The 12869-nt window shown below is 56.2% G+C and carries 11 protein-coding genes; 1 reads left to right on the top strand and 10 read right to left on the bottom strand.

The annotated features are described in order from the left end of the window. The first annotated feature begins 5 nt into the window (after positions 1-5). Complete coding sequence (gene dnaB, locus H8527_RS02675; RefSeq protein ID WP_187545361.1) at positions 6-1580, top strand: replicative DNA helicase; 1575 nt, start codon at positions 6-8, stop codon at positions 1578-1580. 354 nt (positions 1581-1934) lie between these two features. Here the strand turns inward: dnaB and ispF are convergent, their stop codons facing one another. Genes ispF through H8527_RS02625 form a run of 10 tightly spaced genes read right to left on the bottom strand, consistent with a single transcriptional unit; the run spans position 1935 to position 12861 of the window. Next, entirely contained in the window at positions 1935-2411 is a 477-nt protein-coding gene (gene ispF, locus H8527_RS02670; protein ID WP_187545359.1) for a 2-C-methyl-D-erythritol 2,4-cyclodiphosphate synthase, read from the bottom strand. 44 nt (positions 2412-2455) lie between these two features. Next, the gene (porV, locus tag H8527_RS02665; protein WP_187545357.1) at positions 2456-3607 is read right to left on the bottom strand and encodes a type IX secretion system outer membrane channel protein PorV; all 1152 of its coding nucleotides are present in this window, start codon (positions 3605-3607) and stop codon (positions 2456-2458) included. Between the two features lie 15 nt (positions 3608-3622). After that, positions 3623-7444: a type IX secretion system sortase PorU gene (gene porU, locus H8527_RS02660; RefSeq protein ID WP_187545355.1), complete on the bottom strand. Its 3822-nt coding sequence runs from the start codon at positions 7442-7444 to the stop codon at positions 3623-3625. Between the two features lie 28 nt (positions 7445-7472). Then, positions 7473-8069 carry a fumarylacetoacetate hydrolase family protein gene (locus tag H8527_RS02655; RefSeq protein ID WP_187545353.1) on the bottom strand — a complete coding sequence of 199 codons (597 nt, stop codon included), beginning with the start codon at positions 8067-8069 and terminating at the stop codon, positions 7473-7475. 11 nt (positions 8070-8080) lie between these two features. Continuing rightward, positions 8081-9112, bottom strand: coding sequence for a chorismate-binding protein (locus H8527_RS02650; RefSeq protein ID WP_187545351.1), 1032 nt, complete (start codon positions 9110-9112; stop codon positions 8081-8083). 9 nt (positions 9113-9121) lie between these two features. Beyond that, complete coding sequence (gene mazG, locus H8527_RS02645) at positions 9122-9925, bottom strand: nucleoside triphosphate pyrophosphohydrolase (RefSeq protein ID WP_187545349.1); 804 nt, start codon at positions 9923-9925, stop codon at positions 9122-9124. 8 nt (positions 9926-9933) lie between these two features. Then, positions 9934-10611 carry a Crp/Fnr family transcriptional regulator gene (locus H8527_RS02640; RefSeq protein WP_187545346.1) on the bottom strand — a complete coding sequence of 226 codons (678 nt, stop codon included), beginning with the start codon at positions 10609-10611 and terminating at the stop codon, positions 9934-9936. A gap of 2 nt (positions 10612-10613) precedes the next feature. After that, a complete protein-coding gene (locus tag H8527_RS02635) occupies positions 10614-11612 on the bottom strand; it encodes an FAD:protein FMN transferase (protein WP_187545344.1) in 999 nt (332 codons plus the stop codon). Between the two features lie 15 nt (positions 11613-11627). After that, the gene (locus tag H8527_RS02630) at positions 11628-12404 is read right to left on the bottom strand and encodes a DUF6048 family protein (protein WP_187545342.1); all 777 of its coding nucleotides are present in this window, start codon (positions 12402-12404) and stop codon (positions 11628-11630) included. Then, a complete protein-coding gene (locus tag H8527_RS02625) occupies positions 12352-12861 on the bottom strand; it encodes a DUF6452 family protein (protein WP_187545341.1) in 510 nt (169 codons plus the stop codon). Before H8527_RS02625 ends, H8527_RS02630 begins: the two co-directional genes overlap by 53 nt. Between the last annotated feature and the right edge of the window lie 8 nt (positions 12862-12869).

Here is a 12869-nt window from a genome sequence, read left to right as displayed (position 1 = left end):
AACTCATGCCGCAAACCAAGCGTACCGCCCCCAAACGCAAAATCGATGCTGCTCCCGTGCAGGACACCTTCGGACGCCTCCAACCCCAGGCGCTCGATTTGGAAAAAGCCGTGCTCGGTGCCCTCCTCCTTGAGAAAGACGCCTACTACGTGGTGAGCGAAATCCTCAAGCCCAAAAGCTTCTACGACCCCAAGCACCAAATCATCTACGAAGCCATACAGCAGCTCAACATCGAGCAAACACCACCCGACCTGCTCACCCTCACCGAGAAGCTCACCGCCACCCAGCAACTCGAAGAAGTGGGCGGACCGGCCTATCTGGCCCAGCTCACCATGGGCATGTCCTCCTCGGCCCACATCGAGTTTCACGCCCGCATCATCGCCCAAAAAGCCACCGCCCGCGAACTCATCGGCTACACCGGACGCATCCAAGACCTGGCCTTCGACCCCACCAGCGACATCGACCTGCTCATGCAGGAAGCCGAGGGCAGCCTGTTCGAACTCTCACAAAACAACCTCAAGAAGGACTATTCGCAAATCGATCCCGTCATCAACGACTCCATCGCCATGATTCGCGTGGCAGCGGCCCGTCCCGACGGCATGTCGGGCATCCCCTCACTCTACACCCACCTCGACAAGATGACCGCCGGATGGCAAAACTCCGACCTCGTCATCCTCGCCGCACGCCCCGCGATGGGAAAAACCGCCTTCGCCCTCTCCATGGCCCGCAACATCGCCATCGAGCAGTCCATTCCCCTCGCCTTCTTCTCGCTTGAAATGTCGAAAGTTCAGCTCATGAACCGTCTCATCTCCAACATCTGCGAAATCAAAAGTGAGAAAATCCGCAACGGCGACCTCGCCAACTACGAGTGGGCACAGCTCGACAGCCGCATCAAAGACGTCTACGGCAAGCCCCTCTACCTCGACGACACCCCCTCCCTCTCCGTCTTCGAGCTCCGCACCAAAGCCCGCCGCCTCGTCCGCGAGCACGGTGTGCGCATCATCATGATCGACTACCTCCAGCTCATGAACGCCTCCGGCATGAAGTTTGTCGGCCGTCAGGAAGAAGTCTCCATCATCAGTCGCTCGCTCAAAGGGCTGGCCAAAGAGCTCAACATCCCCATCCTCGCCCTCTCCCAGCTCAACCGCGACACCGAGAAGCGCACCGGATCCGGACAGCCCGGCAACACCGACAACGAGGCCAAACGACCCCAACTCTCCGACCTCCGCGAGTCCGGAGCCATCGAGCAGGACGCAGACATGGTGCTCTTCATCCACCGCCCCGAGTACTATCGCATCTACAAAGACAGCCAGAACCGCGATCTCCGCGGCATGGCCGAAATCATCATCGCCAAGCACCGTAACGGCGCCGTGGGCGATGTACTCCTCTCCTTCAAGGGCGAATACACGCGCTTCGAAAATCCCGATGCCGGATTCAGCATCCCTCTCCCCGGCGAAACGACCCCCATCGCCCGACCCTCAGCACCCGACCCGACGGCCGACGACGGCGGATTTCCGGACACCCCTCCCCCGATGGCCGACCCGTTCGGCTATCTGCCCCAAGGCAGTGCCCCCTTCTGACCCGCTGCCGCCTCCCTCCACAACATCCCGTCTCGGTTCCGACTGGCGAACCGGGACGGGATGTTGTTTCACGGAAAAACGGCTCATATCGGCGACAAAATCCAAGCACTTCTCCGTGAGTGCACATTTTACCATTAAGCCGAAAATTGTCTTATAAGAGAATTGAAATTGTCTTATAAGAGAATTTGAATTGTCTTACAAGAGAGTTTGACCCTTAAGCCTCTTTTCGTTCAGCAAAGTGGTGGAAAGTGTGACATAAAAACGCTCCTACTCGAAAGGGAGTGACTCACCTTGCGAGTAGGAGCGAGAAGTTTCTTCGGAAGAGAGGGTAGTCTGGAGAGGATAGACGGATGGTCATCTCTCAATGAGAGCGGTGGCATAGGCGATGATGCCTTCTTCGCGTCCGGCAAATCCCATACGCTCGTTGGTGGTGGCTTTGATGGAGATGTCGTCGGTCGTGATGTGAAGGAGGGGCGCCATGCACTGCTTCATCGCCTCTACGTGTGGGTTGATTTTGGGTTGCTCGGCCACAAGGGTGCAGTCGATGTTGCCCACGCGCCATCCTTTGTCTTGAAGGAGGGAGAGGGTACGGGTGAGGAGGATTTTGCTGTCGATGTTTTCATACTCGGCACCGGTGTCGGGAAAGTGGAAACCGATGTCGCGGAGGTTGGCGGCCCCGAGGAGGGCATCGCATACGGCGTGGATGAGGACATCGGCATCGCTGTGGCCGAGAAGTCCTAGGTGGTGGTCTATCTTGATGCCGCCCAACCATAGGGGGCGACCTTCGACGAGGCGGTGCACGTCATAACCGAAGCCTACTCTGATGTTCATAAGGGAAGGGATGAAGGGGGGGGATGAATGAAGGAGGGCGAGCTTCAACGGCGCCGACCCATAAGTTCTTTGATGCCGTCCATGTCGAAGGAGAGGGAAACGCGGAGGGTTTGGTCGAGCGGATTGGAAGGCGTTGTGGCCACTACGTAGCCGGCATCGATGCTGAGCACGTTCATTTTGAAACCGGCGCCGAAGGTGAAGTATTTGCGGTTGCCTTGCATGGCGCTTTCGTGGTGGTAGCCTCCGCGCAGGGCAAACTTGTCGTTGTAGGTGTATTCTGCCCCCAAGCTCCATTGCACCTCTTCGAGTTCACCTTTGAGCCCACGTTCGCTGTCGCCGAAACTTTTGAACATGCCCGAGATGGGGGAGATGTCATAATGGTCGCGGCGCACCCGCTCTTGGTAGTCCTCGTTGGTTTCGCCCGGGAGTTGGAGGGGAAGGGAGGGGACGAGGAGCTTGTTGGCCTCTGCAGAGATGGCAAAGCGGTTGTACTCGTTGACGGGGAGGGTGAGGGTGAGCCCCATGCGCAGATTGGTGGGCAGGAAGTAGGAATAGTCCGAGCCGAAGTTGATTTTCGAGCCAATGTTGCTCACATTGAGCCCCCATGCCAGGTTGCACTCTCTGTTGCCGAGGGTGACATAGTCATTCCAGTACATCGAGACATCGGCAGCAAAGGCAGAACCTGCCGTAACATTGTCCTTGTAGTGGCCGGAGAGATCGGAGTACATGTAGCGAAGCGCAACGGCTGCCGAGAACTTTTCGGAAAGCATGCGAGAGTAGGCCACATCGACGGCAAATTCATAGGGCTTGACGGTGATACTGTTGTCAGAAACTTCGCCCACGGTGAAGTATTTGATGCCGCCCGAGACGGCTTGGTAGTCGCCCAATCGCATGTAGCCCACAGCGTTGGCCAGCGCAATTCCTTCGGTGAGCTGGCGCAGCCAAGGGGTGTAGTTGATGGCAAATCCGGCACGAGAGATGTTGAAAGGATACTTGGCGGGGTTCCACGTCTGAGCGTGGACATCGGGCTCTGTGGCAGCACCGATGTCGCCCATGGCTGCAGCGCGTGCATCGGAGGCAATGGTTTGCGAGACCACGGCTGTGCGGATGGGGTTGAACTTGTCCTTGATGTTTTCTTGGGCGGCAGCGGTGAGGCCGACACCGATATAGGGGAGCAAGAGCAGGAGTCGCTTCATAGTGAAAGGAGATGACTAATGATGTTGGGTGATGATGAGTTTTTGTGTCGGGATGTTGGTGAACCCTTGGCTGCCTTTGAGGACAGCTCGGAAGAGATAGATGCCATCGGGCAGGGGAGCGCCCTCTGTGGTACGGAGATTCCATGGTAGATGGTAGTTCCCGACCGATTTGGGCAGTGTGCGGGTGGCAGCCCATACTTTACGCCCGGCGGTGTCGTAGACTTCAAAAGTGATGCCGGTGGCTTCGTCTTGGGTCGTGGGGAAGTGGGCGATGAAGTGTGTATCTGTGCTCGCAGGGTTTTGCGTGGCAGTAATAAAAGTGCCGGAGGCTTCGATATTCTTCACCACAAATCGCAGTTGGGTGGTCGTCACGTTGTTGTTGACATCCCAAACGCGGAAGTTGAGGGTGTGCTCACCTTGGGAAAGCCCGGTGAGGGGGTAGACCACCTGCCCCTTTTGATATGAGCCGAGATCGTAGGTGAAGAAGTTGTAGAGGCTCACCGTTTCGTTGGTCTTACCATCGAGGGTCAGCTCCATGTTGTGCCCCAAACTGGTGCCCGTGGCGTTGATGCCGCTGTCGTCGCTGATTTGTGCGATGAAAGTGGGCGCACTGCCGACCACTGCATATTCGGATGCATCCACGTTGTTGAGATAGGCCAGTACCTTGGGGGGAAAGGTGTCTTGGATAGCATCGGATGAAGTGCCGTTCAAGAAGATGTCGGCATATACACCGCTACCTTCGACTTTGCGGTCGTTGCTGACGGCATAAAAGCTGATGCGTGCATCGTCGTTGGAGTAGCTGATGTCGCGAGGGACGACAAAGGAGATGCTGAAGCGTCCTTCTGTGACGAGGCTGGTTCCGCGGAAGATGTTCCTCACCTGTTCTTGGAAGACCAGCGGCTTTTTCCGCGCTTTCGCCGCGCTCCCATCGTTGTCCTTGCAGGTGATGCTTTCTGCGCGGTCGAAGATTTCGGTAGTCACGACGCCGGCGAAGTCGGTCGACACTTGTTCCGCCCGGCTGTGTGGAGCAATGTGCCCACTGAGACGCACCACGCTGCCGGCTTTGAGTTGGGTGTGTCGGCCGGTGATGAGGGCTTGACCATCGATGCTGTCCAGCACCACTTGTTCGGTAGGAATAGCGAGGGCAAGGGCAGGGTCACCGAAGTAAACGTACTTCAACTTGTTGATGGTCGGGTCTGTCGAACTGGTCACTAAGTTGACCTTGGCCAATCGCAACGCTTCTCCCATCGTGATGCGTCGGCCTTTACTGTCGCGCCCCACCACATATTGTGAGAAGAGGCGGTTGAGCGCACTGTTTTGAGAAGCATATACGGCTCTTGTGGCGCACATAAAGGCAATGCTGCCTCCATTGGGAAGGAAAAGCGAAGGTTCGGCAAGGTTCTCCTCGTGGGAGTCGAAGGGGAAAATCTCACAAGAGGCCAAGACCCACAAGGACAAATGCGGTGAGAACGCTTTTTTGAAGTCTTCGGTGGTGAGCGAACGTTCGTGAGAAATCTGGAACGGAGAGCCGTGTCCGCTGTAATTATACATCACGGCACCGGCTTTCATCTGCTGGTGTAGACGTTCTGTGACCATAGGATAGGTGAAGCCCGTAGCACCCGACTGCCGGGAGTAGCGATCCCAATAGACTTTTTGCAGGGTGAAACGATTGTCACCCACCGTCTTGAGTACATCGGCCACTCCCTCGGCATCGTCCATGTGCTCGTTGGCATCGCCATCATCACCCAGCATGGCGATGGTGTTCTTCCACGCACCGGCATCTTTGTTGTCGAGATAGGTGAGGACCTTGTCCACCAAACGTTGGGCTTCGGCTTCGTTGGTGACGACCATGCGTCCCACAGCGACATCGGGCTTTTCGAGGCGGATGTTGCGCCCTTCGTTGTCGTCCAAGAGAGTGAAGAAGTCGTCCGTAACATAACTGTTTACCGTACCGATACTTTGCTGGGAGTGGTCTACCTCGTAGGCCAAAAGGAAGTCTTCGGCTTTGAACTTCGCCCAGTGCTCGGTGATGAGACGATTGTCCCAAGGGCTTTTGCCCATGAGTAAGAGAAACTTCGGGGCTTTCTCCGCAGTGGCCGCGCGGTCGTAGAGCATTTTTAGGTAGCGGCGATAGGCGTTGGCATCGGGTGTGCCCGAGGAAAACTCGTTGTAGAGTTGGTCGGCACGCACCACCTTTACTTTCATCCCCTCGCGTTGCCGATGAACGTCCGCCAGACGCTCAGCCTGAGCAGTCAGTTTGTTGCTTTCGGGAACGATGATGACGTAGTCAATGTCGGAGTCGGCATGGAGGTTTTGCGTCTCAATGCTTCCCACCACTTCGGGTTCGGGATAGGCAGCAGAGGCATCGAAAGCCACGAATCGCCGCTGCGGTGTATCGGTCGTAAAGTTCTGAATGCCGTCGCTCCCCATCGTGGCCGAAACTTGTGCCGTTGGGTCGCCGGCCTGCCCGATGCGCCAAAGTCGGGTGTTGCTGTCCGCCTTGTCGAAGCGCAACGTCACTGGTTCTGTGCTTTGGGGCGAAAAACTATAAGGCTGCTTTGTCACCGCCAACCGCCGCATGTAGCTGAGGCGAATGTAGTCCAAGCGGGCAGCATTGCCCTGTGTGGTGGTGAAGTCAAAGTTGAGTTCGGGCGCAGTAACACGCTGTGAGAAACTGGCATTCGCAGCGCGAGCAATCTCGATGAGTGAAGTGTATCGGCCCAGATTCATTCCCCCAACCTTGTTGCCATTGAGCTTGATATCGACGATGGTGTTGGATAGCGCCGAGGAGGCTGAGAAAGCTATCTCTCCCCGCACTTTGCCTTCATCGACATCGGCCGCGAAATCCGGAAGGACAACTCGGTAGGTGTGGCTGTTGCCGTCGGCAAAGTTGTAGCGGTCGAACATGCGTCGTCCGCCTTCATACCAGCCTACGGCATCGTCATCGAGCGCATAGCCGTAGGGAACGGCGGTCGTTGTGCTGCTTTGTGCAGGGACAGAGGGCAGTTCGGCAACGGCCAACGGCTGTTCACCCTCGGTGATGAAATAGTAGGAAAAGCGCGAATAGTGGTTTAGTGTATGTGTCCACCTCCTCGACACCGGCTCATAAGCCCAGCGAGTGGTGCCTTCTGCCCAAAAGAGGAGGTGGTTGGTGTGCCGTAACGTAGGCACTTCCACCAAGTCGTCGGGCGTCTGCGTGTTCGGAACAGAAGGGGAGGTGGCGGAGAATTCGAAAGTCTCGTCCTGCAACAGACCACCATAGCCGTAGATTTTAACGCGGTCGAAACGATTGAAGCCCAATCCCTTAAGCGTATTTTCAGACAGAGAATAGATGCCCTCGCGTGATACTCTGATTTTTACCCATTTCCCTGTATTTAATACCGATTGGCTTGCCCAGCGCGTCGTCGACGATGGGGCATGATGAGCCGCAACCTTGGCGAAGCGTGGTGTGACCCGTAGTTTGCAAGAAGACAAACGCATCCATTTGCCCGAACGTTTCACAAAAGGACAGAAACTCACTGTAAGGAAGTGAGACTTTCGACTGGTCGATAGATACTGCGAGAGACGATAGTCGCCTTCGTCATCGGACTTTGCCGGCATTGTCTTCAAGAGGGCGCGTTCGCTTGTGGTGAGAGGAACATATTCCGGGTAAACCACCTGCACATCGAATGCTGAAGCTGCAGTATGCCCCAGCGCTATTTGTTCGGTATAGAGAGGGAGACCATCGACGACTTCGTAGTCGCCCACCTGAATATGAATGAACTCTTTGTTCTGGCCTTGTACTCCCAAAAGGGTAAGGGTAAAGGCGAAGAGAGAGAGGAGAAAGCGGATGTTCATGTGCGGAAGAAAGAAGGGGAGAGGAGCGCTACTTCACGTTGAAAGCAGTCACACGTTCCTCGCCCACAAAGGTTTCAATACGATGGTCGGGGTCTATTGAAATCGGCGCTTGCGGCGCTCCCAAGAGAAGAATATCGCCCCGACGGAAGGTGTAGAATCGGCTCAGACGAGCTATGACCTCGTCAATGTTGGAGAGCATCTGCGTGCCATCGCCTTCGATGCGAGTTGCCCCATCGACAGTGAGACGAAAGCTGGGCAGAGGGTTTATGCCGGGCGTAAAGGGAAGAAAATCCCCGACCGGCAACGCATTGTCAAATCCCATAGCCACTGACCAAGGCTGTCCTTGAGCTTTTGCTGCATTGAGCAGTTCAACCGAGAAGAAGTGAGGGAGTGCCGTGATGGCATCGTAATAGCGATGAGCAAAGCGCATACTGATGCTTCGGCCGAGACGGCAGATGCGGATGGCGAGATGGACTTCCAGCGCCGCAGGGTTGGCGTAATCTGGGAGAAACACCGGTTTGCCGTTTTTCTGCACTGCAGTTTCGGGCAGGGTGTAGCAGACACAGGTGTCTATGTTCGATAACGTGGTTGCCGGATAATTATTGTGTAGTGCGAGGATATTCATGGTGATAGAATTTATTGCAACAAGTTGAACATTGTATCCATTTTGCGTTGTGTCTCTTGCCATTCCGCTTCCTCTTGACTTTCAGAAAGCAGGCCACCGCCGGCGAAGAGATGGGCTTGTCGGCCTGCGAATTGCAGGCAGCGCAGAGTGACGAAAAGATGGGTATCGGCGTTCGGGAGGACAGGGCCTGAGAAACCAGAATAATAGATGCGTGGTTGGTGCTCAATCTCGTGGAGGAGAGCAGCGGCTTGTTGAGCAGGTAGACCGCAGACTGCGGGAGTGGGATGTAGTGCCGCCACCACCGTACCCAACGAAAGTGAGGAAGGAATTGTGGCATGGAAATCGGTGCAGAGATGAGCGAGGTGGCCTGCCGTCCGGATATAGGTTGCAGAGAGGGTGGGAGAGAGGTCGAAGCCGGAGAGTCGGTCCATGAGATAGGAGACGACCAGTTGTTGCTCGCGGCGGTTTTTCACCGACCAGCGGTCTGGGGGAGGAGCCGTTCCGGCAGTGAGGGGAAGGGTACCGGCAAGGGCCATTGTGTGGAGTCGGTGAGCTTGGACAGATAGCAGAACCTCGGGGGAAGCGATAAGCCAGATACCTTGTTCCTGGGCATCGACGAGAGCCACATAACTTTCGGGATAGCGCCGGCAGGCGATGAGGAAGAGGCGACGTTGTTCATCGTCGGTGAGGGGGTGAGGAAGGCGTAGCGTTTGTCTTCGGGCGAGGACAATCTTCTCTACGACACCGCTCAGGAGGGCAGAGAGACATCGGTCAAACTCGTGGTGGTAGGCCGTACGTGCCGACTCCTCAACTTCGAGAAAGAGAGGAGAGAGCGGAGGTGTATCAACGGGTTCGGGGAAGCAACATTCATCTTCGAGGGGAAAAAAGAGGATGGGATGCTCTGCCGAAGGCGAAAAAGGGGCAAACACATAGCCCGCACACTCTCCGATGCGATCAAAGGAAGAGAGAGCGTGCGGGGGATGCTGATAAGAAAGTTCGTGTATGTTTTCCTCGTTAGGGAGTCGATAGAGGATGTGAGGCATAGGGAAGGATTAGTCTTGTTCCCGACGCTTGGCTTCCGTCCAGATTTCGTCCATCTCGGCGAGGGTCATGTCGGTGAGCTTTCGCCCTTGTTTGAGGGTTTTGGCTTCGAGATAGTTGAAGCGGCGAATGAACTTCTGGTTGGTGCGCTCGAGCGCGTTGTCGGGATTGATTTTGTAGAGGCGCGCGGCATTGATGAGTGAGAAGAGGAGATCACCAAATTCGGCCTCGGCTTTGTCGTGGTCCATGTGTTCGAGTTCGGTCTCAAACTCTCCGATTTCTTCCTTGACCTTCTCCCACACTTGCTTGCGTTCTTCCCAGTCGAAGCCCACATTGCGCGCTTTGTCCTGGATGCGATAGGCCTTGATGAGGGTAGGGAGGGACGAGGGGACACCGCTGAGGACCGTCTTGTTGCCGTCTTTCTCCTGCTGTTTGAGTTGCTCCCATTGTTGGCTCACTTGGGCGGCTGTCTCCACATTGCTGCCTTGGCTTCCTTCAGGAGGATAGACGTGTGGATGACGGAAGATGAGTTTGTCGCAAAGTTTGTTGCAGACCTCGGCGATATCGAACTCCGACTGCTCTTCTCCAATTTTGGCGTAGAAGCAGACGTGGAGGAGCACGTCGCCGAGTTCTTTCATAATCTCGTTCGAATCGCCTTTCATCAAGGCATCCGAGAGTTCGTAGGTCTCTTCGATGGTGTTGGGGCGCAGACTTTCGTTGGTTTGCTTGCGATCCCAGGGGCACTTCTCGCGCAGGGTGTCGAGGACATCAAGCATACGCCCGAACGCTGCGAGTTTTTCTTCTTTGCTGTGCATGAGGGGAGTTATTGAAGGTGTTGAAGGAGTTTTTCGAAAGAAGGGATGATGATGTGGCGTCGACGGAGTTCGATGAGTCCTTCGCTTTTGAGGCGGTTGAGCATTTGCGACACTCTGAGGCGTGTTGTGACGAGTTCGTCAGCCAAGGCAATCATATCAATGATGAGCTCCTTTTGTCCGGCGGGGCGGGTGGAGCGCAACAAAAGGAAGTGGACAAATTGCTTTTCGAGGCTGTCGGGGTAGGCTTTCCACAGACGACTCTCCCAAAGGTGCTGGTTGGAGCAGATGAGGTTAAGGTAGTTGATGTGGAAAGGCATGTAAGCGAAGAGGATGTCGCGCACTTCGTGTTTGGGGATGCGGAGCACCTGGGCTTCAGTCACAGCAGTGAAGGAGGCCGTGTGCCTCTGTCTCAGCCCGAAGAGACGTTCGGGCTGCATGACGGTAGGGGTTGTGGTCAGTTCGCGGAAGAAATAGGCTCCATTGTCGGAACGCTCTTCTTTGCAGATGGTTCCGCTGGTGGAGCAGATGAGGTGGTCACAGAGTTCGCCATCGTCCACGATGGTGGCACCTTCGGCAAGGGTGCGGAAGTCGAAGTGGACGCGTTCGGCAATGCGTAGGAATTCGTCTTGGCTCAGCCCCTGGAAGAGCGGAATACTGACGAGGCGATGAAAGAAACGAGGTTCCACGGCTATGGCTGAATATACTTACTCATCCCGGCTGACATCCAGGTGCGGAGCTGCCCTTGTGAGTCGGCATAGATGAGATAGGTTTGTAGGTCTTTGTGTTGGCCGACAAATTGCCGGGCAGCTTCGAGCCCCATGACCATAAAAGAGGTGGCGTAGGCATCGGCTTGCGCACAGGTGGGAGCAATGACGGTGGCCGAGAGCAGGGAGTGCTCCACAGGGTAGCCCGTCTTTGGGTCTATCGTGTGAGCATATTTCTTGCCGCCCTTATAGTAGAAGTTGCGGTAGTTGCCGGAGGTGGCAATGCCGCGGTTGGTGATGTGGAGGACGGTCTGGATTTCATTGGCGGTGTGGGTAGAGTCGTCCACGGGCTTGTTGATGCCTAAGCTCCAGCGCTTGCCTTCCGGGTTTTCGCCCTTGACGAAAACTTCGCCGCCGATTTCCACCATGTAGTTCTTGCAGCCTTTCGACTCCAGCAGTCGGGCGATGCGGTCGACACCATAACCTTTGGCCACAGCGCCCATGTCGATGGCGAGGCGCGGGTCTTGCTTGGTGAAGGTGCTACCCTTGATCTGCAACTTCTCGTAGCCCACGAAGGTGAGGATGGAGTCAATCACTTGCGGAGTGACGTTGGACTTGTTCTTAAAACCGAAGCCCCAAATGTTGACCAACGGCGCCACGGTGATGTCGAAGGCGCCGTGGGTCTCCTCTGCAATCTGCTGCGAGAGGTGGAGCACTTCGGTGAACATCGCGTCTTGGGGAAAAGGCCGGTTGTTGTTGAAGCGGGAAAGGGTGCTGCCTTCATCGAACATCGACATACTTTGGTTGACGCGTCGGAGCTCGGCTTCGATGTCGGCACCCAGGTCCTTCGTGCCGGCGTACTTGATATGATAGCTGGTGCCGAAGATGCGTCCCTCGTTGGTGTAGTACTTCGAGGAGGAGAGGATGAAGACGGTTCCCGTGATGAGGGCGATGAGAAAGCAGAAGGAGAGAATGCGTTTCATAAAAGAGGAGGGGGACTAACGTTTACGCAGTTGAGTCAGGTCGAAGATGAGGTGGAAAGTTCCGCCGAAGTTGGTGGCGGAAGTGTTTTTGCCAAATCCCGGCACGTAGTAGGCGTGGCCCAGGGCATGTTGGTGCTCGTAGATGCGCAGGCGGTAGCGCACGGACCAGCCCATATGGACGAACTTCCAAATCTGCGCTTCCAATCCGAAGACGGCTTCTCCCCAGTGGGCTGAACTATTGATGCCGGTGTAGCGGAAGGGCGTGGTGGTGTTCCACCGCGGAGTGAGGAGGTCGGGGCCGGTGAGGTCGTAGGAGAAGGCAGAGAAACCGTAGCGCGCTCCGATGAAGACGCGGTTCTTAGAGCGCTTGTCCTTCTTCAAGTTGTAGTCCAACCCGAGCCTACCAAAGGGGGAGTGGACCTTGTAGCGCAGGTGGGTGGTCTCGCCTTCGCAGTCGGCGTTGCCCAGGCCAAGCTCTATCAGGGGGAAATACTTGTTCTTGAAGTTAAGGCGGAGGGCGGCTTCATATTCGCCGTAGGAGGTGGCGTGAGAGAGCACAGCTCCTGCTAGATTGACTGACACACTGATGCCCGTCCAGGTGGGTAGGTTGCGATTGCCGAGCAGGCGAAGCTGTTCTGTCTGCCGGGAGTCGGTGTACTGCACGCCTTGCACTGCCGGGCGTGGGGCAATGCTGTCGGGCGGAGCAGTGGGCAGAGCGTGGGTCGTTGCTGCGGCACCACTACTGGCGAGGAGTAGTGCGGAGAAAAACTTTGAGGTTTTCAACATCTTCATATCGAACATTGGAATGAGTGATGGCAGCGCTGTCCACCGTGAGGGGGAGGAGGTTGAGGTCGTGACCTTTCCAACGAAGGGCACGGAGGATGTGGAAGGTGGAGGCAGGGCAATCGAGGGCCTCAAAGTGGGGCTGACTTTCGTGGGCGACCCAGAGCGTATCGGTGGCGGTCTGTGTGGGGGAGATGAAGCGGAGCAGGAAGGTGTCGGTGGGCTGTTGGGGGCGGAGGGTGAGTTTCACCCTCTTGACAGCGATGCCACGGTTGTAGAGGAGTTGCTCGCTTCCGGCGTTGAGCCCATAGATGCTCAGCGTGTCGGGGAGGGCGAGAGATTTGAGGGTGTTGGCGTCGTAGAAGGCGAGGGTCATCTCCACCTGATTGTCGAGAGGACAATCGATGCTGCTGCACGCCGACAGGGCCAGTGCGAAGGCCAAACCCGGGAAAAGGTGTCTAATCATGGAGAAAG

It is taken from the genome of Alloprevotella sp. Lung230 (assembly GCF_014385435.1).
Taxonomy (GTDB): Bacteria; Bacteroidota; Bacteroidia; order Bacteroidales; family Bacteroidaceae; genus Alloprevotella.
The sequence above is the reverse complement of the archived record's forward strand: the minus strand, read 5'-3'. Positions and strand labels throughout refer to the sequence as shown.